Origin of the sequence: Roseinatronobacter sp. NSM, from assembly GCF_052379845.1 — a bacterium.
Classification (GTDB): Bacteria; Pseudomonadota; Alphaproteobacteria; order Rhodobacterales; family Rhodobacteraceae; genus Roseinatronobacter.
On the sequence record NZ_JBQTCF010000014.1, the window covers coordinates 13,852 to 37,054 of the forward strand.

Sequence of the window (23,203 nt, forward strand, 5' to 3'; positions counted from 1 at the left end):
ACTTCTGAGCAACCTGCTTTAGCTGTCATGGGCCAGAAATTCCAGCACCATGGCGGCGGTCCATGTGAACTGCCCCCCGCCCAGGGCTTCGCCGGTCATGGGGTCATAATACTCGGCAAAGCCGCCCTTATGGATCAATTCCAGACTGTCGGCGGAAATGCGTGCGGCGGTGCGCCCCTGCCCCGCACGCGCCAGCCCATCAGCGATCATGTAATTTACCACCAGCCAGACAGGACCACGCCAGTAGCGTTTGGCGTCAAAACGCGCATCCTGCGGGGGGTGACTGGCCACAGTGTAACGGGTGCCGTGGCCGTCAATTGTTGCGGCAATGCGCGCGGCGCGTTCGGGGGGAATGGCACAGAACGCCGCCAGAATTCCCCCAACGGATGGACTGTCAATCAACTGCCCGGTGATACGATCGCGGCACAGATACTGCCCATGTCCATCTGACCAAAGGCTTTCCATCGCAGCCAGCCCCCGCGCTGCATAGCGACGGTTTTCATCTGCAAGCGCGTCATCGCCCACTTGTGCGGCCAGGTCGGCAAGGTCTGCGCAGGACCGGATAAGAATTGCGTTGAACCCGGGGTCCACCACCTGAAACGGGGACGCGTCATGCATTTTTGACGTGTCCCAATCCAGACTGCGGAAATGTTCGACAAGCCACAGATAGCGGTCATATTGTTCCTTGGTGGGCCGGTGCGACGGGTCTGCGTGCAAGGTGTCGCGTCGTGTATAAGGCGCGATGCCTTCGGTAGGAACCCGCGCAAACGGGTCGTCCCAGTCCACGGAATTGTCGCGCCCCGCTTCCCACGGGTGCAAAATGGCCACCAGCCCTTCGCCCTGCGGGTCGCGGGTCGCATAGAACCAGCGGTGCCAGGCGGCCACTTTCGGCAACAGGGCACGCACACGCGCGGTTGCGGCAGCTTGGTCCTGCGCACGGTCAAACAACCGTTTCAGTGCAAACCCGGCAACTGCGGGTTGCGTTATCCCCGATGTGGGCACAGGCCGGTTCGTCCCCCAGACCAGCGGGCCAGGGAAATAGCCATCATCCATCTGGTGGAAAATAATATGCGGCACCATCCCGCAGGGCCATTGATGGCCAAACAGCGTTTCAATTTCCGTCCAGGCGCGGGCTTCGTCAAAATGGCACTGGCCAAGGGCCGTCAGGCAGCTGTCCCAGTTCCATTGGAACGGATACAGCCCCTTGGTGGGCACAGTATACTGGCCCCTGTCGTTGATTTTCAGAATATCGATTGCGGCAGTGCGCAGCGCGTCTGTCATGCGATGGCCTTTTGTGTTGCAGGGTCAAACCAGCGAATGCGGTCGGGAACGGGCGCAAGGGTGATCACCTGCCCCGGGGTGATGTGGCGGTCGCTGTCCAGCACGGCGCGAAACGGCTGGCCTGCCACTTGCGCGGTCACCAGCGTATGCGGCCCAAGGGGTTCAACCACGCGCACCTCGGCGCGCAGGCCCGTGTCGGAGGGGTGCAGGTCTTCGGGTCGGATGGCGAATTCGGCAGCTGGCCCCTGCGGCCCCGCGAAACTCTGGCCCGCCACCTGCCAGCGCCCTGCCCCTTCGGGTTTGGCAGGCAGGAAATTCATCGGCGGGTTGCCAATGAAACTGCCCACAAACCGCGCGGCAGGGTTGCGGTAGACTTCGGTCGGGCGGTCGGCCTGCACGATATAGCCGCCATTCATCACACTGATCCGGTCGGCCAGCGACATGGCTTCGACCTGATCATGGGTGACATAAATAGTCGTGGTTTTCGATTCCGCCAACACGCCCTTCAACTCGGCGCGCATTTCCAGCCGCAGCAGCGCATCCAGATTGGACAGCGGTTCATCCATCAAAATAACATCCGGTTCCATGGCCAACGCGCGCGCCACAGCCACACGCTGGCGCTGCCCACCCGACAATTCCCCCGAATAGCGCTTCAGCAACTGCTCGATATGCATCAACCCGGCAGTGCGGCGCACACGGCGGTCCACTTCGGATGACGCGACCTTGGCCATGCGCAACCCGAAGGCGATGTTTTCAAACACTGTCAAATGCGGGAACACGGCGTAATTCTGGAACACCATCGAAATGCCGCGCGCGCGCGGTGGCAAATGGTCCACCCGCCGCCCCCCGATCCAGACCTCGCCCTGACTGGGGGTTTCCAGCCCTGCGATGATGCGCAAAAGCGTGGTCTTGCCGCAGCCCGACGCGCCCAGAAGCACCATGAATTCCTGATCGGCAATGGTCAGGTCCACCGAATGCAGCGCCGTGAAGGCGCCAAAATCCTTGGCCACACCTTTGATGACAATCTCGGCCATCGGCCCTCCTTTTCAACGATTGGCGATGCCCCACATCGCAAACAGATATTTGCGCACCGCGAAGATGAAGATCAGCGCAGGCATGACCAGCGCCGCACCGCCCGCAAATTTCAGCGGCAAAGGCGACACATTCAGCGATTGCAACAAAAACGCCGTCAGCGTGCGGTTCTCAATGGTCAGCACGGCCGCTGCGAACACTTCGTTCCACGAAATGACGAAGGCAAAAACCGCACTCGCCATGATGCCCGGCAATGCCAGCGGCAACACAACCTTGATGAAGGCCTGCACCCTGTTGCAGCCCAACGTCCAGGCGGCTTCCTCCAACTCCACCGGAATGCCCGAAAACAGCGAAAACGTGATCAGCACCGCAAAGGGCAGCGCCAGCATCGCATGCACCAGCGCCAGCCCCAGCACAGTGTCATCCAGCCCTGTGCGGATGAACATCACCGCCAAAGGCAGCGCCAGCAGCGGCAGCGGAAATGCGCGCGTCATGATGACCAGCACGCGGAAGAATTCCTTGCCGGGAAAATCAAACCGCGACAATGCATAGCCCGCCGGTGCCCCCATGCCGATGGCCAAAATCATCGTCAGAACCGCCACCTTCACCGAATTCCACAGCGCCTGCGTGACACCCTGAAACTGCAAGAAGAACTGCACCGAGGCCAGATCGAAACTTGGCCATAGCCGTTTTGGAAACCCCGTCACCTCGGACGGGGCCGACAGCGCATTGACGAACAAAAACCAGATAGGCACCAACACCCATAACACCAACAGCGCAACGCCCGCATGAAACAGGAACCGGCCTGCGCGCCGCGCTTCAAGCTGCGGCGCAGTTGGGGGCAACTCACTCATATCCGCGCTCCTTTGGGAACATGCAACAGCCGCAGAACCACCAGCGAAAACGCCACCGACAGCCCCAGAATGACCATCGCATAGGCGGCCGCCACGCCGCGGTCCTGCAACTGGAACTGCCACTGGAATGTCTCGCCCATCAGCACCGGCAGCGTTGTCCCCCCCAGCGCCATGACCACGGCAAACACCTCAAATGCCATAAGAATACGCAAGATCAGCGCAGTTTGCAGGCTGGGGCGCAACAGTGGCAGGGTCACGCGCCGGAAGCGCTGCCAGCGGCTGGCGCCAAACACTTCGGCGGCCTCGCTATATTCCTTCGGGATCAGCCCCATGCCCGCCACGATGATGACCATCATGATGGCTGTCGCGCGCCAGATCTCGGCCAGACAAACCGCCAGAAAAATGACCCACATGTTCTGATAGCCCAGATACAGCGTCGGGCGGTCAATAATGCCGAAACTGTGCAGCATGGAATTCAGAAACCCCGATTGCTCGAATATCGCAAGCCAGATCAACCCCGCGGCCAGATCGGAAATTCCCAGCGGAATAGCGAAAATATACAGCAGCCCCGACCGCCCGGTTTTCAGCTTCTGCACCACCGATGCCATGGTCAGCGCCATGATCAGTTGCACCGGCACCACAATCGCCGTCAGCCAGATCGTGTTCCAGAACGCGGGCGCAAACTTCCAGTGGCCCACCATGCGCGTGAAATTGTCAGTCGTCCATTCCCCGCCGCGGGTCAGGCTTTCAATCACCACCAGACCAAACGGATAGAAAAAGAACACCAGCAAAAACACCGACGCCGGCAACAGCAACAAATAGGGCAAGGCTCGTGGCATCATCGCCTCCTTATGCGCGGGCGCGCGCTCGCGCCCCCATGATTTTCATCTTGCCAGAAATACTCGCGGGGGGGTCCGGTCCCCGCAGGGGGCCGGACGGGGGCGGCAGCCCCCTGTCACCCTCAGTTGACCGGGCAAGGCCCCGCTGATGGCGCATCCGGTGCCCAGCACGGGGCGCCCGCTTCCTCCAGGATGCGCCGCAAGACATCGCCCTGATCATCCAGCACCGCGCGCACGGGCTGGCCTGCCAGAACGATACGTTCAAACGTGTCAGTGTAGACTTGGTTGAACTGCCCGCCCAAATCCCCAAGGCCCACGGGCAACAGCGCAGGCAATGCGTCATCCGCGCCCGACATGGCCGCAATCGCAGCCCCCGCCGCCTGGACCGAGGCGGGCATGTCATCAGGGAAATCCACATCAATCACAGGAAAGAAATTCGTGGCGCGCAAAGTCGCGATCTGCGTTTCGGGGGCCAGCATATAGTCGATCAACGCTGCCGCCGCGTCCATGTCAGGCGCTGTCGCGGGCACAGCAATCCCCGCCAGAACCGGCATGAAGCCCCGCCCCGCCGGACCAGAAGGCGCAGGAAAGGCCACGAAATCGTCGGGTTGCTGGTTGAACGCATCTGCCAGACGTGCAGTGTGGTCAAACACCACCCAGGCATCGCCGGAAATCAGCTGTTCCTGCATGAAGCTGTAATTGGTGGATGCAGGGTTTGTATGCTCCCACAATTCCAGAAACGCGGTCCAGGCCTGTTCTGCCGCATCAGACCGGAATTCCGTCACCATGGACCCGGTATAGGATGGCAGCAGATACCCCTGAAAAAAGCGGTGCTTCAGGCCCTGTGGGCCTGCCGGAAACCCGAAGCGCGGCTGGCCTGTGGCGTCATGCATATTGGCGGCCCATGCGATCAGATCGTCATAGCTTAGCGCCATCAGGTCAGCGTCGTCCGGCAGGTAGTCCAGCGCATTCCTATGCGCGGCCATCACATAGGTGGCTTGCATCCATGGAATATATTTCTGCTCGGTGGTGCCAAGCGTGCCCAGTTCCATGAAACCCGGGGACACGGCGCTGGCATCCACCCCCGACAGGTCGGCCAGATTGTCTGACAGCGGGGTGAAATCCCCGTGCAAGGCCCCCAGCACCCCGATGCTGCCACTGCCCGCACTCAGTTCGGCCTGTATGCGCGTCAGCCATGGGCCGGGATCGGCGGGTTGAAAGGACACATCCCCGTCGAACCCTGACAAGACCTGCTCACGCATGGCTTGGGTTTCTTCAATGGGGGTGGCCTGACTGGACCAGAACAAGGTCTCGGCATGGGCGCTGATAGAAATTAAAGCGCTTGCAGTGGCAAGCAAGCTTAGTTTCAGCGTGGTTTTCATTGTCGTTCCTCCCGTTTGGCGGTGATTGCGCGGTCAAGCCGCGCGTTGGGGTGCAACCCCGTGTGTGCCCCGCAACACAAGTTGCGGACGCACAAGCCGCTGGTCATGCGGCGAATTTGGCGCTTTTATCCGCGCCAGCAACATTTCAGCCAGTTGTGTCGCACTGTCTGCTATGCATGCATCAAATGTTGTCAATCCCGGCGTGACATGTGCCGCCGAGGGGATATTGTCGAACCCGATAATCGACAGATCCTTTGGAACCGACAGGCCTTGTGACTGGGCCTGCGCAATCAGTTCAAGCGCCAGCCCGTCCGCAATGGCCAAGACCGCTGTGGGGCGGTCCGGCCCCGCCAGAATGCCTGCAACCGCCTTCGCGCGCGCCTGCGCGTCATAGCGCGAACACGACACATGCCGCAATGTCAGCGCAGGGTCGCCATTTGCACCATAAGCCTTGCGCAACCCTGCTTCGCGTTTTTCCCGAAAGGTCAGCGGGTCGTCAATGCTTAGCAGACCGAACCGCCGGTGCCCGGCTGCATAAAGCAGATCAAACGCTTGCGCGAAGGCAAGTTCGCCATCCGTGTCAAGCCAGCTATAGCCCGCCTCGTCCTGTGCAAGACGGCCATGGGCGACGAAGGGCACGCCGCGCGACTGCAAAAGCGCAATGCGCGTGTCGTTGCATTCAATCCGGCTGACAACCACACCATCCACCCGGCCAGAGGTGATCAGCCGCTCCAGATGGCGGTCTTCCGATCCGTCGCGCGGAACGGCGGATAGCAGCAGTTCCACGCCCTTGGCGCCGAACCCTTCGGTCAGGGCGCTGACAAATTCCCCAAGGAACGGGTCGGCCAGCCCGCGCCCGCGCATGGGCAGCAAAAACCCCGCAAACCCCGTGCGACCTGATGCCAATGCCTGCGCGGTGCGGTTTGGCACATAGCCCAATTCCTGCGCGGCTTTCGCCACCCGTTCGCGCGTTTTCAGCGCGATCTGTTCATGCTGCGCCAAGGCGCGGGACACTGTCGCAGGTGACAGGCCCAGATGGCGCGCAAGGTCAGACAGGGTGCGGGTTTTGGTCACGATTCCCTCCATTGCAAATGTGTTAAAGCGCATTAAATTATAATGCAAGCGCTTTAATTAATGTTTTGCGGGCTGCGTGGTTCAGGGCTGTTGGGGGGATCAGTCCATGCTGTCCAGCAGGCTGCGCCCGCGTGCATCCTCGATTTCGATGACCCACAGATCGGGGTCATAGCTGCGCTGGCGCGCAATTGCGTCATCCACCACTGCTTCGGGGCCTTCGGTCAGCACCTGCCAGACGCGCGCACCGCTGTTCAGGTCGAACCCGCGCTGAAAGGCGCGCGCGGTTCCATCCATCAGGGCCAGTTTCACCAGCACCGCGCCCGCCGTATCATCGCCGCGCGCCATCACATAGGCCGGTATGCCGTCAATCTGCAGGCGTCGCAAATAGGCCGACACCCATATGCCGGATGCCAGCCGCGCGCTCATGCGGTTCCGTCGCGGAAATCCAGCCCCATTTCGGAATAACGCGCCGCTTCTTCCAGCCAGTTTTCGCGCACTTTCACTTGCAGGAACAAATGCACGGGACGGCCCAGAAATTCCGTAATCTCGGTTCGGGCGGCTTGTGAAATGGATTTGATGGTTTCGCCCTTGTTGCCCAGCACAATGCCCTTATGCCCGTCGCGGATGACATAGATGATCTGGTCAATGCGCACGGACCCGTCCTTGCGTTCCTGCCACATTTCGGTTTCCACCGTCAGCTGATAGGGCAGTTCCTCATGCAGGCGCAATGTCAGCTTCTCGCGCGTCATTTCGGCGGCGATCATGCGCAAGGGCAGGTCTGCAATCTGGTCTTCGGGGTATAGCCACGGCCCTTCGGGCAGGCTTTGCGCCAGCCAATGGCGCAGATCATCGACCCCGTGCCCGCGTTCGGCGGAGATCATGAAGGTTTTGGCGAAGGGATAGGCCGCGTTCAGCTTTTCGGATAAGGCAAGCAGGGCTTCGGCCTTCACGCGGTCAATCTTGTTGATGGCCAGTGCAACTGTCTGTTTCGGCGAAATGCGGTCCTTCAGGGCATCGATGATGGATTGCGTGCCGTCGGTCAGGCCACGATGCGCTTCCACCAGCAGCACCACCACATCCGCATCCGCGGCCCCGCCCCATGCGGCGGCAACCATCGCGCGGTCCAGCCTGCGGCGCGGACGAAACAGGCCGGGCGTGTCCACAAACACCAGTTGCGCGGCCCCTTCCATGGCGACACCGCGAATGCGGGTGCGGGTGGTTTGCACCTTATGGGTCACAATGCTGACCTTGGCGCCCACCATGCGGTTGGTCAGGGTGGATTTGCCTGCATTGGGTTCGCCGATCAGGGCAATGAAACCGGCGCGGGTCGGGCCTGTTTCGGGGGTTGGGGTGTCGGTCATGTCTGGCCCTCCAGCCGGTCAAGAAGCAGATGCGCGGCTTTTTGTTCTGCCTGCCGTTTGGAACCGGCGCTGGCTTGCGCACGCGCACCGTCAGACAGCTGCACTTCGATGGTAAATACCGGCGCATGGGGCGGGCCGCTGCGGTCGCGTTCAACATAGACCGGCGGGGTCTGCCCGCGTGCCTGCGCCCATTCCTGCAATGCGGTTTTCGCGTCGCGGGCGTCATCCTTGACAGTGGCAATGCGCGCGCCCCAAAGCCGCAGCACCATGTCGCGCGCCGCATCGAAACCGCCATCCAGATAAACGGCGGCAATCACCGCTTCCATCGCATCGGCCAGCAGCGCGTCCTTGCGCCGCCCCCCCGACAGCATTTCCGACCGCCCCAGCTTCAGCACATCGCCCAGATCAATGCTGCGCGCCACCTCGGCGCAGGCTTCCTTGCGCACCAATGCGTTGAAACGCGGGGCAAGCTGGCCTTCGCTGGCGGACGTGTCGGCGCGCAACAAGGCTTCGGCCATCACCAGCCCCAGAACGCGGTCCCCCAGAAATTCCAGCCGCTGGTTGTCGGGGCGTGACGGCGATGAAATGGAAGGATGCGTCAAGGCCCGGCGCAACAGTTCGGGGCGGGCGAAATCATGCCCGATCCGATTTGAAAACACCTGTAATTCCTTGGACAGGGTCACGGAAGCCTCGCGAAAAAGCGGTCACTGCGCCATGTCCAGAAGAAAAACAGCGACCGCCCCTCGGCGGAGAAGACGACATGGCGCGCGCGTCCGATCAAATGATCAAACGGCACCATGCCCACACCGCCCACACTGCGCGGCATGCGGCTGTCCAGCGAATTGTCGCGGTTGTCCCCCATGAAGAAGAAATGCCCTTCGGGCACAGTGAATACAGGCGTGTTATCTGCAGCCCCGCCATCTGTGATGTTCAACACCGGATAGCTGACGCCATTTGGCAGGGTTTCAATCGCGCGTGGTTTCAGGCATTGCCCCCCCTGCCCCACGGGCGCATTCGCGCAGCGCGGAAACTGGCCAGCGCTGCCCTGACGGTCATAGGTTTCGGCAAAATCACCATCAGGGGCTTGCGGCACTTCCTCATCGTTCAGATACAGGACACCATCACGCATCTGCACACGGTCACCGGGCATGCCGATCAGCCGCTTGATGTAATCTGCGCCCGTGCCGGGGTGGCGGAACACGACAATATCGCCGCGCTCGGGATCATTTGCGAACAGACGGCCCGTGATGGGGCATGCCCCGAACGGGCAGGAATAGCGCGAATACCCGTAAGCCATTTTATTGACGAACAAAAAATCCCCGATCAGCAAGGTTTCCTTCATGGACCCTGACGGAATCCAGAAGGGCTGGAAAAACAATGTGCGAAACAGACCCGCAATGACCAAGGCGTAAACGATTGTCTTGATATTTTCCCAAAGGCCGTCTTTCTTGCCGTCACTTGCTGCCATGCGCCCAATCCGCCTGTTGCCGTTGATTTACCGGAGGTGTCGCGCGCTTCATGGGCGGGGGCGGGCATGAAGTCAAGCTGTTGGCACATGACCTGCACATGAAAGTGACGGCAGTTTCGGGGTTTCCAAGCCTGCGGAACCTGCGTATACACAAGACATGTCATTGAACGCACATATTCCGGCAATTGCCGCATCGGCCTTGCAAATGGGCCTGCTTCTTCTTAGGGGCCTCTGAGCGTGTCCTGAACGGGCGCGCCGCTCAGAGGTTGCAAGCGCCCGGAAACCGCATCAGATAAAACCACACTCCGCTTACAGGACTTCCACAATGACGCAAACCACCCCCAAACAGGACCATGTCCTGATATTCGACACCACATTGCGCGATGGCGAACAATCCCCCGGCGCCACCATGAGCCATGCCGAAAAGCTGGAAATCGCCAGTCTTCTGGATGAAATGGGTGTTGATATCATCGAAGCGGGGTTTCCCATCGCATCAGAGGGGGATTTTCAGGCGGTCAGCGAGATTGCGAAGAATTCGCGCAATTCGGTCATTTGTGGCCTGTCGCGTGCCAATTTCAACGATATTGACCGCTGCTGGGAGGCCGTGAAACACGCCGCCCGCCCGCGCATTCACACATTCATCGGCACATCGCCCCTGCACCGCGATATTACCGCGCTGGACCAGGATGCGATGGTTGCGCGCATTCATGACACAGTCAGCCATGCGCGCAACCTGTGTGACAACGTGCAATGGTCCCCCATGGACGCCACGCGCACCGAACATGACTATCTGTGCCGCGTGGTGGAAACCGCCATCAAGGCGGGCGCCACGACAATCAACATCCCCGATACTGTGGGCTACACCTATCCGCGCGAAAGTGCGGACCTGATTGCCATGTTGCTGGAACGGGTGCCCGGCGCCGATGAAATCATCTTCGCCACGCATTGCCATAACGACCTGGGCATGGCGACGGCCAATTCGCTGGCCGCAGTGGAAGCGGGCGCGCGCCAGATCGAATGCACCATCAACGGGCTGGGCGAACGCGCGGGCAATACCGCACTGGAAGAAGTGGTCATGGCGCTGCGCGTGCGCAATGACATCCTGCCCTATCGCACCGGCATTGACACAACCAAAATCATGGGCCTTTCGCGCATGGTTGCGGCCGTGTCGGGCTTTCCGGTGCAGTTCAACAAGGCCGTGGTCGGCAAGAATGCCTTTGCGCATGAATCGGGCATCCATCAGGATGGCATGCTGAAGAATAAAGAAACATTCGAGATTATGCGCCCCGAAGACATCGGGCTGGCGGCCACCAATCTGGTGATGGGCAAGCATTCGGGGCGCGCGGCCTTGCGCGCGAAACTGTCTGAGCTGGGCTATGAATTGGGTGACAATCAGCTGAAGGACGTGTTCGTGCGCTTCAAGGCGCTGGCCGATCGCAAGAAGGAAGTCTATGACGACGACCTGATTGCGCTGATGACCGAAGCCAGCCTGAATGATGAGGACGCCTATCTGCAAGTGCGCAAGCTGCGCGTGATCTGTGGCACAGAAGGGCCGCAGGAAGCGGAATTGACACTTTCCATTGGTGGGGTCGAAAAATTTGTGGATGCCACGGGCGACGGGCCGGTGGATGCCACGTTCAATGCCGTCAAGATGCTGTTCGCCCATGACGCGAAGCTGGAACTGTATCAGGTGCATGCCGTCACCGAAGGGACCGACGCGCAGGCAACGGTCAGCGTGCGTCTGGCGCTGGATGGCGTGGTGTTTTCGGGCCAGTCCTCGGACACTGACACGGTGGTGGCGTCTGCAAAAGCCTATGTTAACGCACTCAACCGCATGGTGGTGCATCGCCACCGGGGCAATCTGTCCGCCCTGATGAGCAGCGCTAGCTGATATTCCCCGGACAGGCCGGGGCGCGGCAGGCGGGGCACATCATGCCCGGCCCGCCGCCGAAATCGCGGCTTTGTGCGGGCGCAGAAGCCATTTCCCGCTTATCTTGCAACTGCCCCCCCTTTACCGCGCGCCCTGCCCCGCCCTATAAGGCACGGGCGGGCTAGGCCTGCGGTTCCCAGCGCCGATTCCAAGTGAAGGACGGAAATATCCACATGCCCTTGTTTCCCAGTCTGTTTTCATCTGACATGGCCATCGATCTTGGCACGGCCAATACGCTGGTCTATGTAAAGGGGCGGGGCATTATTCTGAATGAACCCTCGGTGGTGGCCTATCACACCAAGGACGGGCGCAAGGCCGTTCTGGCGGTGGGAGAGGATGCGAAGCTGATGCTGGGGCGCACGCCTGGTTCGATTGAAGCCATCCGCCCCATGCGCGACGGCGTCATCGCGGATTTCGATGTTGCCGAAGAAATGATCAAGCATTTCATCCGCAAGGTGCATCGCAACACCATGTTCTCGAAGCCCAAAGTGATTGTATGTGTGCCCTATGGCGCAACCCCTGTGGAAAAACGCGCCATCCGTCAGTCGGTTTTGTCCGCAGGCGCGCGGCGCGCAGGGCTGATTTCCGAACCCATCGCCGCCGCAATCGGCGCGGGTATGCCCATCACGGACCCCACAGGCAGCATGGTCGTTGATATTGGCGGCGGCACCACCGAAGTGGCGGTTCTGTCGCTGGGCGATATTGTCTATGCCCGTTCCGTCCGGGTGGGTGGCGACCGTATGGATGAAGCGATTGTCAGCTTCCTGCGCCGCAACCAGAACCTGCTGATTGGCGAGGCCACCGCCGAGAAAATCAAATGCACCATCGGCACGGCCCGCATGCCCGATGACGGGCGCGGCCAGTCGATGATGATACGCGGGCGCGACCTGCTGAACGGTGTGCCCAAGGAAATTGAAATCACACAGGCACAAGTGGCCGAAGCATTGTCCGAAACCGTGACCACCATTTGCGAGGCCGTGATGATTGCGCTGGAAATCACCCCGCCTGATCTGGCCGCCGATATCGTGGACCGTGGCGTTATCCTGACGGGGGGCGGCGCGCTGCTGGGGGAACTGGACCTGGCCTTGCGTGAACAAACCGGCCTGTCAATTTCGGTCGCGGATGAAGCGCTGAACTGCGTGGCCATTGGCACCGGCAAGGCGCTGGAATACGAGAAACAACTGCGTCACGCCATCGATTATGAAAGCTGACGCTGCAACAGGCCGGGTGTGAACTTTGGCATCGGATCGTCAGACAGACCAGGATTATGTTCGACCGGTCAGGCGTATTCTGATCGGGGTCATGGTTGTATTTCTGTCAGCGGTGTTTCTGGTCTGGCGCATCGACAGCCCAAGGGTGGAACAGCTGCGCACCGACCTGATCGACACGATTGTGCCATCGTTTGACTGGGCCATGCGCCCTGTCACCCGGGTGGCGGGTATGCTGGAGAACCTTCAATCCTATGCCCGCATTGTTGAACAAAATCAGGAATTGCGCCGCGAATTGCAGCAAATGCGCGCATGGCGCGAGGCGGCATTGCAACTGGAACAGCGCAACGCGCAGCTTCTGGACCTCAATCAGGTCCGCATCGACCCGCAATTAACCCATGTGACCGGCGTTGTCATGGCCGATGGCGGGTCGCCCTTTCGCCGTTCGGTTTTGCTGAATGTGGGCGCGCGCGACGGGGTGCAGGATGGCTGGGCGGTCATGGATGGTCTGGGGCTTGCGGGCCGCATTGCAGGGGTTGGCAACCGGACATCGCGGGTTGTGCTGTTGACCGATACAGCCAGTTCCGTTCCCGTGCTTATCCAGCCGTCGGGACAGCGGGCCATGCTGTCGGGGGACAATTCTGTGTTTCCGCTTCTGGAATTCATTGAAACCCCGGATGAATTGCGCCCCGGTGACCGGGTCATAAGTTCCGATGACGGCGGTGTGTTTCCCGCCGGTCTGCTGATCGGCGAAGTTGTGCAAACCCGCGACCGGCGCTTGCGCGTGCGCCTTGCGGCTGATTTTGGACGGCTGGAATTCCTGCGCGTCATGCGCTCGCGTCCGGTCGAACAGATTTTGCACACTGGCTCCTTGATCGTTCCTGATCCGCAGCGCCTGCCTGACCTGCCTGATGGCGTGATCGCGCCTGCCGGTCCGGGCGCAGAAAGCCCTGTGGATGAGTAAGCACCGCCCCGCCGGAAAAGCGCTGTATGTGGTGCTGTTTCTGTCGCTGGCGGCATTGGTCACATTCTTGCGCCTGCTGCCGATGCATGATTACGGCGCGTTGCCGTCTGTGCCCACCGACGGGGGGGGCTTGGCCAATGGTCGTGACTGGCCCCTGCCCGACTTTTTGCTATGCCTGACATTGGCATGGGTTGTGCGCCGCCCGGACCTGTTGCCTGCACCTGTCATTGCGGCATATTTTCTGTTCGAGGATTTGCTGCTGCTGCGCCCGCCCGGCCTGTGGGCGCTGGTTGTTTTGGTGGCTACGGAATTTCTGCGCACGCGCACAGCGTCCCTGCGCGGATTCGGCTTCTGGCTGGAATATGCGTTGGTTTGCGGGTTGATGCTGGCCATGTTTCTGGCCAATCGCGCCGTGATCGCAATTGTGATGATGCCACAAGCCCCGCTTGACTTGAGCTTTGCGCAGTTTCTGGGCACAGTCCTTCTATATCCCGCTGTGGTGGCGCTGTCGCATTATGTGTTCAAGCTGCGCAAACCCGCCACGGGTGAAGTTGATGTTCTGGGACAGAAATTGTGAAACGCACAGACCGCGACAAGGAACTCAGTCAGGCCACAATCACCCGCCGCGGCCTGATCATTGGCGGCGCGCAGCTTGCTTTTGCCGGCGCGCTGGTGTGGCGGCTGCGCGATATGCAGTTGATGCATTCCGAACAATTCCATCTGCTGGCCGAAGAAAACCGCATCAACCTGCGGCTGTTGCCGCCCACGCGCGGGTTGATCTTTGACCGCAACGGGGTGCTGCTGGCGGGCAATGAACAAAATTACCGTGTGGTCATAAAACGCGATGATGCGGGCGATATTGATCTGGTTCTTGACCGCCTGTCGCAGCTTATCGCCTTGACCGAAGATGATCTGGACCGCGCGCGGCGTGATTTGCTGCGCAACCGGCCCTTCGTGCCTGTGACGGTGGCCGAACGCCTGAGCTGGGAAGAGATAAGCCGCATTGCTGCAAATGCGCCAGCCCTGCCGGGGGTAACGCCTGAAATGGGGTTGTCACGCGCCTATCCGCTGCGCGAGGATATGGCCCATGTGGTGGGCTATGTCGGCCCCGTGTCCGAACGCGATCTGGAAGCGCTGGAAGCCCCTGATCCGGTGCTGATGATCCCGCGCTTCCAGATTGGCAAAAGCGGGGTGGAACGTGCGATGGAAGATCGCTTGCGCGGCACGGCCGGGTCCCAACGCGTGGAGGTGAACGCCGTAGGCCGTGTCATGCGCGAACTCGACCGCGCCGAGGGGCAACCGGGCAGCAACCTTCATATGACGATTGACGCGCGTTTGCAAAACTACGCCCTGGAACGCATGCGCGGCCAAAGTGGCGCGGCGGTTGTGCTGGACACGGCCACAGGCGATATTCTGGCGCTTGCCTCGGCGCCCAGTTTTGACGCCAACCTGTTCGTGCGCGGGATTTCCAGCACGGATTTCAACGCGCTTTTGGACAATGACTACCGCCCCTTGCTGAACAAGACCGTGCAAGGCATGTATCCGCCCGGATCGACCTTCAAGATGGTGACGGCCCTTGCCGCGCTGGAGGCAGGTGAAACGGATGGCGAGGAACGCGTGTTCTGTCCCGGTCACATGGATGTGTCGGGCAACCGCTTTCATTGCTGGCGGCGCGGCGGTCATGGGCGCGTGGGCCTTGTGTCCGCGCTTTCGGAAAGTTGCGATGTCTATTTCTATGAAATGGCGCAGCGCTGCGGCATAGACAGGATCAATGCCATGTCCGAACGTCTGGGCCTTGGTATCCGCTATGATTTGCCCATTCCGTCAATGGCGGGCGGCTTGAACCCGACACGGGACTGGAAACGGCGCAACCGTAACGCGGAATGGCTGGTGGGGGATACGGTCAATGCATCCATCGGTCAGGGGTTTGTATTGTCGACGCCCCTGCAACTGGCCGTGATGACAGCACGGCTGGCCACCAACACAGCCGTTCTGCCCCGCCTGCTGCGTGACCCGCTGGCACAGGCCACACCGCAGGCCGCATCGCTGGACCTGCGCCCCGAATGGCTGCGCATGATCCGCCGGGGCATGGTGGATACCGTCAACCACGCTCGCGGCACGGCTTATTCATCGCGCGTGGTGGCAGAAGGTCAGGAAATGGCAGGCAAAACCGGCACCAGTCAGGTGTTTTCCATCACCCGGGCCGAACGCGATGCGGGCCTCCGCCAGCAAAGCGACCTGCCATGGAACAGGCGCAACCATGCGCTGTTTGTCAATTACGCCCCCATTGACGCACCGCGCATTGCAGTGTCGGTTGTCATTGAACATGGGGGCGGCGGGTCTTCGGCGGCGGCCCCCATAGGGCGCGACATCACGCTTGCCGCCCTGAATGATGGTATCCCGCCGCTTTCGGCCTATCCGGCCCCGCAACGCAACCGCATTCGCGCAGAACAGCTGGAATTGGAAGACCGCCTGCGCGACCCGCAGCTTTTGCGGATAAGCCGCGCATGAGTTACCTTGAATACAACACCAAACGCATGCCTTCGGGACTGTCAAAAGTGCTGTATGTCAACTGGCCGCTGGTGGTGCTGCTGGTTGCTGTGGCGTGCTACGGATTCATCATGTTGTATTCCGTTGCAGGGGGCAACACGCGGCCATGGATGGAGCTGCAATTGCGCCGTTTCGGGGCCGGGCTGGTGCTGATGATGACGATTGCGTTTGTCCCGCTGTGGTTCTGGCGGTCGATTGCCGGTATTGCCTATGGCCTGTCCATCCTGCTGTTGCTGGGGGTGGAATTTTTCGGAACAATCGGGATGGGGGCCAAGCGCTGGCTTGTTGTCGGGCCTGTGCGGTTGCAACCCTCGGAATTGGCCAAAATCACCACCATTCTGGCACTGGCGGCATATTATGACTGGCTGAGCATCAAGAAAACATCCCATCCGCTTTGGGTGGGTGTAGGGATTGCGATTGCGGCGGTGCCCGCGTTTTTGGTCCTGCGGCAACCGGATCTGGGCACAGCGTTGTTGCTGACAGTGGGGGGCGGTGTGGTGATTTTTGCCGCGGGCGTGCATTGGGCCTATTTCGCGGCGCTGATCGGCAGTATGGGCGCGGGGATTACCGCTGTCATGTCCTCTCGCGGGACGGAGTGGCAAATTCTGAAGGATTATCAGTATCGGCGCATCGATTCCTTCCTTGATCCGTCGCTTGATCCTTTGGGCGCGGGCTATCACATCAACCAGTCGATGATTGCGCTGGGGTCTGGCGGCTGGTCGGGGCGCGGGTTCATGGAAGGAACACAGGCGCGGCTGAACTTCCTGCCCGAGAAACACACTGATTTCATTTTCACCACATTGGCGGAAGAATTCGGGTTTGTCGGCGCTGTGTCGCTGCTGGTGCTGTATCTGATGATCATCGGGTTTTGCCTGTTGACAGCGTTTCGCACATCCAGCCGGTTCGGGGCGCTGCTGGTCGTGGGTGTTGTGGGCACGTTCTTTCTGTATTTTGCCGTGAATATGGCCATGGTCATGGGGCTTGCGCCCGTGGTGGGTGTGCCCTTGCCGCTGGTGTCCTATGGGGGGTCGGCGATGATAGTTCTGATGGTGGGCTTCGGGCTTGTGCAATCGGCACATATTCACAGACCAAGGTTACCCTCATGACGCTGACAGTTCTATTCGCCGCAGGGAAGCAGTTGTTCAACAGCTATCAGGCACCGCTGGAACAAGCATTCCATATGCATGGGTTAAAGGTGCATCTGCTGATGGATGCGCCGCCTGAACAGGTGGATTACATCATCTATGCCCCGTCCAGCGCGTTGCAGGATTTCACGCCCTATACTGCGTGCAAGGCGGTTTTGAACCTGTGGGCGGGGGTTGAGAAAATTGTCGGCAACCCTACGCTGACCCAACCACTATGCCGCATGGTGGACCCTGCCCTGACCCAAGGGATGGTCGAATATGTCTGCGGGCATGTGCTGCGCTACCATCTGGGAATGGATGCGCATATCCACGCCCGCCCCGGTGACTGGCAACCTGTGGAACCGCCGCTTGCGCAAGAACGCAGCATCGGCATTCTGGGCTTGGGCGCATTGGGGCTGGCGGTGGCGCAGGCGCTGGGCCGTTTCGGGTTTGAGCTTCACGGCTGGGCGCGCAGTCCCAAATCCGTTCCCGGGATCACCTGCCATCATGGGCCGAAGGGGCTGGAAACCTGCCTGTCGCGCGCACAGGTTCTGGTCACGCTGTTGCCACTGACACAGGACACGGAAAACCTGCTGGATGCGCGCGCATTGCAGCGTCTGCCCAAAGGGGCCGCACTTATCAATCCCGGCCGCGGTGGGCTTGTGGATGACAGCGCGCTGATTGCCGCGCTGGACAGCGGGCAATTGGGCCATGCCACACTGGATGTGTTCCGCACTGAACCCTTGCCCGCAGATCATCCTTTCTGGGCGCATCCGCGCGTGACTGTGACACCCCATATAGCCGCCACAACGCGCCCGAACACGGCCGCGCAGGTGATTGCGGAAAATATTGCGCGCGGCGAGCACGGCCAGCCGCTGCTGCATCTTGTGGACCGCCCGCGCGGATACTGAGAGGCCGCGATATTCATCCTTCCGAAAGGGTCCTGTGGCATTGTCCAGACGTAGCCTTCAGGCTGGGTTTCGCGCGGGGTCGCAATGTCGCAAATTACGCAAGGGGCCCCCAACGGCCCCATACAGGCCTGTGCATGTCCTGAACATGCCCCCATTCCGGCATGGATCACGCTGCCCGTCGGGGTGGTGCTGACCTTGGCTGTATTGATGCTGGCCAGTGCCCATCTGGACCATTGCGCGCGCAACCCGTTATTTTGCGCAGCGCCCATTGCACTACCTGTTGAGGATGCGCCCGCAATACCCGCAATACCCGCGCGCCCGGTGCTGGGCCACGCGTTCAGCGCGTTGCCACTGTCGCTTGGGGCTGGCGGGGACGCGCCGCGCTACACGCTGCCGCCGGGCGCCAACATGCTGGATGTCGCCACCCATCCCGGCGCGATTGCGCTGGACAAGATCAATCTGATTGCCATCGTGCAACAGGGCGACACGCGGCAGGCGCTGGTCCGTCTGGAAAACGGAACAATCCTGCGCTTGCGGCAGGGCGACAGGCTGGAGGGGGGCACCGTGGCCGCGATTGCCGATAACGCCATCTACCTGCTGCAACCCGACATGACCCCGCGCGCGCTGGTTCTTGGCGGCTGAGGGGGCTTGCATCCGCGCGGTGACCGCGCGACAAACTGCTGACGCAAATTGCAACGCCGGACCCCGCCATGACCCGACCAACCCCAGCCGAGACTTTTGAAATTGCCGTCATCGGGGCGGGCATAGTGGGGCTGTCCATCGCCCTGCGGCTGGCAGATCAGGGCCATCAGGTCACGGTGATTGCGCCGCCTGACGACGAAAGCGGCGCATCCTATGGCAATGCGGGCGTTATTGCCGATTACGCGGTCATGCCCGTGGGCACCCCCGATGTGTTGCGCAACCTGCCCGCCTTGCTGTTTGACCGCGACAGCCCTTTGGCCATCCGCAAGGCATCGATTCTGACACTTGCACCATGGTTACTGCGGTTTGCGCGCGAATGCCTGCCTGCGCGCATGCGTGCCAATGCGCAGGCCATCGCGGCCCTGCTGGCCCCCACGCCGGCCGCATGGCGGACACTGGCGCATCATATCGGGGGCGCGCATCTGCTCAAGCCGCAGGGATCGCTCTATCTGTTTGAAACACAAAAGGACCAGCGCGGCGCGGATTTTGCCCTGCAGCGCAGCCTTGGGGTAACTGTGGACTGCCTCTCTCGTGCGGAACTGGGCCAGTTGGAACCGGGCCTGCCTGCGCATGTGGGGCACGGGGCCGCGTTTTTTCCCAACACCGTCACCCTGCATGACCCGCGCGCCATGTTGCAGCTGTTGCGCGCCGCTGTGGACGCGGCTGGCGTGCAGCATATTGAGGCGCGCGTCACCGGGCTTGCGCGCGATGCGCAAGGGCATGTCACGTTGACCGGCGCGCAGACCAGATGGCACGCGCGCAAGGTGGTGCTGGCCGCGGGCGCATGGTCGCGCAATCTGGCGCGTCAGGCGGGGGACAAGGTGCCGCTGGACACGGAACGCGGCTATCATCTGGAATATGACATGGCCGCCCTGCCCCTGACCCGCCAGATGACGCCGGTTTCGCGCGGGTTCTATTTCTGCCCCATGGCGGGGCGGTTGCGGGTTGCGGGCACTGTGGAACTGGGCGGGCTGAACGCGCCTGCCGCGCCCAACAGATGGGCCGTGCTGGAGCGCGGCGCGCGTGCCATCTTCCCCGACCTGCCCGCCCCCGACCGCCATTGGCAGGGTTGCCGCCCGTCCCTGCCGGATTCGCGGCCTGTCATCGGCGCATCGCAGCGGGGGGCGGATGTCATCCATGCCTATGGGCATGGCCATCTGGGGCTGACACTTGCACCGGTTACAGCGCAGATCGTGGCGGACCTGATTGCCGCACGCCCCCCCGCGCTGGATATCGCACCCTACCGGCCCGGCCGTTTCTGAAGCACTGTTGCCACCAGCGTAAGCAGCGCAAATATCAGCGCGGTCACCACCACGATGGACGGGCCGGACGGGGTGTCGTGCCACAGCGACAATTGCAACCCGCCCCAGACCGCCGCCCCCCCTATGGCCACCGCGCACAGCGCCATCATTTCAGGGGTGCGCGCAAGGTTGCGCGCAGCGGCGGCAGGAACAATCAGCATGGCGGCAATCAACAAGGCCCCCACGATTTTCAGCGCCACAGCCACCACCACGGCCAGCGACAGCGTAAGCACCATGCGTTCGCGCGCAGGGCTAAGGCCAGAGGCATGGGCGAGATCCTCGTTCAGGGTGGCTGTCAGAAGCGCGGACCAGCGCCACAGGATCAACCCCAGAACCAGCGCGGACCCGGCCAGAATGATGGTCAGGTCCATGCGCGACACCGCCAGAATGTCGCCAAACAAATACGCCGTCAGGTCCACCCGCACCGCAGGCAGGAACGACACCGCCACCAGCCCGAAGGCCAGCGCCGAATGCGCCAGCACCCCCAGCGTGGTGTCCATGGCCCAGCCCCGCCCCGCCATGACCGACACAACCATCGCCATCAGCAGCGCCACCACCAAGGTGCCTGCAAAAATGCTGATCTGAAACCCCAGCGCCAGCGCCACCCCCAGAATGGCCGCATGCGATGTGGCATCGCCGAAATAGGCCATGCGCCGCCAGACAACAAAACACCCCAGCGGGCCTGTGGCCAGCGCCACCGCCAACCCCGCCAGTAGCGCACGCATCATGAAATCATCCAGCATGGGACGCATCTTTCTTCTGGTCGTGGTGAGGGTTGTCATGGTGGTCATGGTCGTGGTCGTGCTGATGCTGGAACAAGGCCAGCGCCCCCCCTGTGCCCATGCCAAACAGGGCGCGATATTCAGGCGCGGCGCGCACCACATTGGGGGTGCCTTCGCAGCAGATATGCCCGTTGATGCACACCACGCGGTCAGATGCACTCATGACGACATGCAGATCATGGCTGACCGACAACACAGCGCAGCCCATATCCCGGCGCACATCATCGATCAGGCGGTAAAAACTGGCAACACCGGGTTGGTCCAACCCGGCAGTGGGTTCATCCAGCATCAGAATATCAGGGGTCATCAGCAGCGCGCGCGCCAGCAACACGCGCTGGAACTGTCCGCCTGACAGCGTGGACATGTTCTGCCCCGCCACATCCGGCACACCGACACGGTCCAGAACCGCGGCCATGTCCGCCGCGCTGCGCCGTTTGGGCAGCGACAGGAACCGGCGCACTGGCAGCGGCAGGCCGGGGTCAATATGCAGCTGCTGCGGAACATAGCCCACCTGCAACCCGGCCTTGCGGCTGACAGTCCCGCGACTGGGCGCAACCACCCCCAGAAGCGCGCGCAACATCGTCGTTTTGCCCGACCCGTTCGGCCCCACAATTGTGACGATTTCACCGCGATTGATACTGAAATCAATGTCGAACAGCACACGCCGCCCGCCATAATGAACGCACATGCCCTGCGCCTGTATCAATGTCACGAAAGGTCCCCTTGCTGCGTCGGGGTGCCCTGCCGGCAGTCACGGCATTGGCCGACAGCTTCGATTGTCGCGCGCGACAGGTCAAACCCCATATCGCGCGCAGCCTTGCCAAGGGCGGCCCCGACTGCATCGCTTGGCGCTTCGGTCACGCTGTCGCAGGTTTCGCAAATCAGGAACGCTGCGCGGTGGTCATGTCCGGGATGGGCGCAGGCCGTGAAGGCGTTCAACCGCCGGATGCGGTGCGCCAACCCGTGATCCACAAGAAAATTCAGCGCCCTGTAGGCCACCGGTGGCTGTGCACCGAACCCGTCAGCGGCCAGTTTTTCCAGCACATCATAGGCGCCAAGCGCGCCATGCGCCTGCAGCAGAATTTCCAGCGTGCGCCTGCGCACTGGTGTCAGGCGCAGGCCATGCGCCTTCACGCGCGATTCCGCTTGCGCCAGAATCGCCTGTGCCGGGGCATGCCCGCTATGGTCGGGGCAACAAAAAGACCGGGTTTCGCTGCTGTTTGTCATGCGATGCGCCTTGACTGTTATGATATAACATAAGATATGTGTTGAAATACTATAACACAAGGAGTTCAGGATGCGCCACTCTCTCGCATTGGCCTGCGCCATGATGGCAACACCCCTCGCTGCGCATGATTTGAAGATTGTCACGGATTTTGCGGTCACGCATTCGCTGGTGTCGATGGTGCTGGGCGATCACGGCAGCGCGGATGTGTTGCTGGACCGCGGCGGTGACGCGCATTCCTTTCAATTGCGTCCTTCGCAAGCGCGCGCCTTGGCAGATGCCGATCTGGTTTTCTGGGTTGGCGAGGAACTGACCCCTTGGTTGGCCCGCGCGCTTGCAGGCACACAAACTGGCGCGGAAGTGGTGACATTGCTTTCGGCTGATGGGCTGACAGTGCAGGATTTCGCACATGGCCATTCGCATGACGATCATGGGCACGACCATGGGCACGACCACGCCCACGACCATGACGACCACGCGCATGATGACCACGCCCACGACCACGACGACCATGCACATGACGACCACGGCCACGCGCATGACGACCACGGCCACGACGACCACGCGCATGATGACCATGGGCACGACCATGACCACGCGCATGATGATCACGGACATGACCATGACCACGCGCATGATGATCACGGACATGACCATGACCACGCCCATGTTGGCACCGATCCGCATGCGTGGATGAACACAGGCAATGTTGAAATATGGCTGGATATCATCGCCGCTGAACTGGCCGAACATGACCCCGAACATGCGCAAACCTATCTGGCCAATGCCCAAAGCGCAAAAGCCGAAATTACCAGTCTTGCCAATGAAGTATCGGATATCCTTGAACCTGTCGGCACTGCCCCGCTGGTTATGTTCCATGACGCATATGGCTATCTGGCCGCGCAGTTTGGGCTGAATGTCGCAGGCACCATCGCGCTGGGGGATGCCGCAGCCCCCGGTGCGCAGCGCCTGAGCGAGTTGCGCGCCTATCTGCAAGGTGAAGGCGCCGTCTGCGTCTTTGCGGAAGTGAACCATTCCTCGCGCTATATCGATATTGTGGTGGAAGGCACACAAACCCGTGTTGGTGCGGAACTGGACCCTGCGGGCGTGACGCTGGACCCCGGTGCAGGGCTGTATCCCGCACTGATGCGCAGTCTGGCGCAAACGATTGCGGATTGTGTGACCGGCAGCTAGCGATGCCCCGCCCCCGCGCGG

23 protein-coding genes are annotated in these 23,203 nt (G+C 61.3%); 10 read left to right on the forward strand and 13 right to left on the reverse strand.

From position 1 onward, the window contains the following. Window positions 1-18 precede the first annotated feature (18 nt). The 10 genes from ACTZWY_RS09305 to lepB form a co-directional block, all read right to left on the reverse strand. A complete protein-coding gene (locus tag ACTZWY_RS09305; protein WP_444790425.1) occupies window positions 19-1,281 on the reverse strand; it encodes an amylo-alpha-1,6-glucosidase in 1,263 nt (420 codons plus the stop codon). After that, complete coding sequence (locus ACTZWY_RS09310; RefSeq protein ID WP_444790426.1) at window positions 1,278-2,315, reverse strand: ABC transporter ATP-binding protein; 1,038 nt, start codon at window positions 2,313-2,315, stop codon at window positions 1,278-1,280. The genes ACTZWY_RS09305 and ACTZWY_RS09310 overlap by 4 nt, the downstream gene beginning before the upstream one ends. Before the next feature lie 12 nt (window positions 2,316-2,327). Next, window positions 2,328-3,167 carry a carbohydrate ABC transporter permease gene (locus ACTZWY_RS09315; protein ID WP_444790427.1) on the reverse strand — a complete coding sequence of 280 codons (840 nt, stop codon included), beginning with the start codon at window positions 3,165-3,167 and terminating at the stop codon, window positions 2,328-2,330. Next, window positions 3,164-4,006, reverse strand: coding sequence for a carbohydrate ABC transporter permease (locus tag ACTZWY_RS09320; RefSeq protein ID WP_444790428.1), 843 nt, complete (start codon window positions 4,004-4,006; stop codon window positions 3,164-3,166). The genes ACTZWY_RS09315 and ACTZWY_RS09320 overlap by 4 nt, the downstream gene beginning before the upstream one ends. A gap of 122 nt (window positions 4,007-4,128) precedes the next feature. Continuing rightward, window positions 4,129-5,388 (reverse strand): ABC transporter substrate-binding protein, encoded by a 1,260-nt coding sequence (locus tag ACTZWY_RS09325; RefSeq protein WP_444790429.1) that lies wholly within the window; start codon window positions 5,386-5,388, stop codon window positions 4,129-4,131. Between the two features lie 33 nt (window positions 5,389-5,421). Then, window positions 5,422-6,462 carry a LacI family DNA-binding transcriptional regulator gene (locus tag ACTZWY_RS09330; RefSeq protein WP_444790430.1) on the reverse strand — a complete coding sequence of 347 codons (1,041 nt, stop codon included), beginning with the start codon at window positions 6,460-6,462 and terminating at the stop codon, window positions 5,422-5,424. Between the two features lie 99 nt (window positions 6,463-6,561). Beyond that, window positions 6,562-6,888, reverse strand: a complete 327-nt coding sequence (locus ACTZWY_RS09335; RefSeq protein WP_444790431.1) for a DUF1491 family protein — start codon at window positions 6,886-6,888, stop codon at window positions 6,562-6,564. After that, entirely contained in the window at window positions 6,885-7,823 is a 939-nt protein-coding gene (era, locus tag ACTZWY_RS09340; RefSeq protein ID WP_444790432.1) for a GTPase Era, read from the reverse strand. Before era ends, ACTZWY_RS09335 begins: the two co-directional genes overlap by 4 nt. Continuing rightward, window positions 7,820-8,506, reverse strand: a complete 687-nt coding sequence (gene rnc, locus ACTZWY_RS09345) for a ribonuclease III (RefSeq protein WP_444790433.1) — start codon at window positions 8,504-8,506, stop codon at window positions 7,820-7,822. The genes era and rnc overlap by 4 nt, the downstream gene beginning before the upstream one ends. Further along, on the reverse strand, window positions 8,503-9,291 hold the full coding sequence (gene lepB, locus ACTZWY_RS09350) for a signal peptidase I (RefSeq protein ID WP_444790434.1): 789 nt from the start codon (window positions 9,289-9,291) through the stop codon (window positions 8,503-8,505). Before lepB ends, rnc begins: the two co-directional genes overlap by 4 nt. Before the next feature lie 325 nt (window positions 9,292-9,616). Here lepB and ACTZWY_RS09355 point away from each other — a divergent pair, with 325 nt between their 5' ends. From ACTZWY_RS09355 to ACTZWY_RS09395, 9 genes are all read left to right on the forward strand, one after another. Beyond that, window positions 9,617-11,182 (forward strand): 2-isopropylmalate synthase, encoded by a 1,566-nt coding sequence (locus tag ACTZWY_RS09355; RefSeq protein ID WP_444790435.1) that lies wholly within the window; start codon window positions 9,617-9,619, stop codon window positions 11,180-11,182. 212 nt (window positions 11,183-11,394) lie between these two features. Next, window positions 11,395-12,432, forward strand: a complete 1,038-nt coding sequence (locus tag ACTZWY_RS09360) for a rod shape-determining protein (RefSeq protein ID WP_444790436.1) — start codon at window positions 11,395-11,397, stop codon at window positions 12,430-12,432. Between the two features lie 25 nt (window positions 12,433-12,457). Further along, window positions 12,458-13,393 (forward strand): rod shape-determining protein MreC, encoded by a 936-nt coding sequence (gene mreC / locus ACTZWY_RS09365; RefSeq protein ID WP_444790437.1) that lies wholly within the window; start codon window positions 12,458-12,460, stop codon window positions 13,391-13,393. Further along, window positions 13,386-13,970 (forward strand): rod shape-determining protein MreD, encoded by a 585-nt coding sequence (locus ACTZWY_RS09370; protein ID WP_444790438.1) that lies wholly within the window; start codon window positions 13,386-13,388, stop codon window positions 13,968-13,970. The genes mreC and ACTZWY_RS09370 overlap by 8 nt, the downstream gene beginning before the upstream one ends. After that, entirely contained in the window at window positions 13,967-15,904 is a 1,938-nt protein-coding gene (gene mrdA / locus ACTZWY_RS09375; RefSeq protein ID WP_444790439.1) for a penicillin-binding protein 2, read from the forward strand. The genes ACTZWY_RS09370 and mrdA overlap by 4 nt, the downstream gene beginning before the upstream one ends. Next, a complete protein-coding gene (rodA, locus tag ACTZWY_RS09380) occupies window positions 15,901-17,049 on the forward strand; it encodes a rod shape-determining protein RodA (protein ID WP_444790440.1) in 1,149 nt (382 codons plus the stop codon). Before mrdA ends, rodA begins: the two co-directional genes overlap by 4 nt. Continuing rightward, on the forward strand, window positions 17,046-17,978 hold the full coding sequence (locus ACTZWY_RS09385; protein ID WP_444790441.1) for a 2-hydroxyacid dehydrogenase: 933 nt from the start codon (window positions 17,046-17,048) through the stop codon (window positions 17,976-17,978). The genes rodA and ACTZWY_RS09385 overlap by 4 nt, the downstream gene beginning before the upstream one ends. 84 nt (window positions 17,979-18,062) lie before the next feature. Beyond that, on the forward strand, window positions 18,063-18,620 hold the full coding sequence (locus ACTZWY_RS09390) for a hypothetical protein (protein ID WP_444790442.1): 558 nt from the start codon (window positions 18,063-18,065) through the stop codon (window positions 18,618-18,620). Window positions 18,621-18,688: 68 nt separating this feature from the next. Further along, window positions 18,689-19,942 (forward strand): NAD(P)/FAD-dependent oxidoreductase, encoded by a 1,254-nt coding sequence (locus ACTZWY_RS09395; protein ID WP_444790443.1) that lies wholly within the window; start codon window positions 18,689-18,691, stop codon window positions 19,940-19,942. Here the strand turns inward: ACTZWY_RS09395 and ACTZWY_RS09400 are convergent. From ACTZWY_RS09400 to ACTZWY_RS09410, 3 genes are read right to left on the reverse strand one after another with little or no spacing between them, the layout of a single operon-like run. Further along, the gene (locus ACTZWY_RS09400) at window positions 19,921-20,724 is read right to left on the reverse strand and encodes a metal ABC transporter permease (protein ID WP_444790444.1); all 804 of its coding nucleotides are present in this window, start codon (window positions 20,722-20,724) and stop codon (window positions 19,921-19,923) included. The genes ACTZWY_RS09395 and ACTZWY_RS09400 overlap by 22 nt on opposite strands. Next, window positions 20,714-21,475, reverse strand: a complete 762-nt coding sequence (locus ACTZWY_RS09405) for a metal ABC transporter ATP-binding protein (RefSeq protein ID WP_444790445.1) — start codon at window positions 21,473-21,475, stop codon at window positions 20,714-20,716. Before ACTZWY_RS09405 ends, ACTZWY_RS09400 begins: the two co-directional genes overlap by 11 nt. Then, window positions 21,472-21,990 carry a Fur family transcriptional regulator gene (locus ACTZWY_RS09410; RefSeq protein ID WP_444790446.1) on the reverse strand — a complete coding sequence of 173 codons (519 nt, stop codon included), beginning with the start codon at window positions 21,988-21,990 and terminating at the stop codon, window positions 21,472-21,474. Before ACTZWY_RS09410 ends, ACTZWY_RS09405 begins: the two co-directional genes overlap by 4 nt. Before the next feature lie 70 nt (window positions 21,991-22,060). Here ACTZWY_RS09410 and ACTZWY_RS09415 point away from each other — a divergent pair, with 70 nt between their 5' ends. After that, window positions 22,061-23,182: a zinc ABC transporter substrate-binding protein gene (locus ACTZWY_RS09415; RefSeq protein WP_444790447.1), complete on the forward strand. Its 1,122-nt coding sequence runs from the start codon at window positions 22,061-22,063 to the stop codon at window positions 23,180-23,182. Window positions 23,183-23,203: the final 21 nt, after the last annotated feature.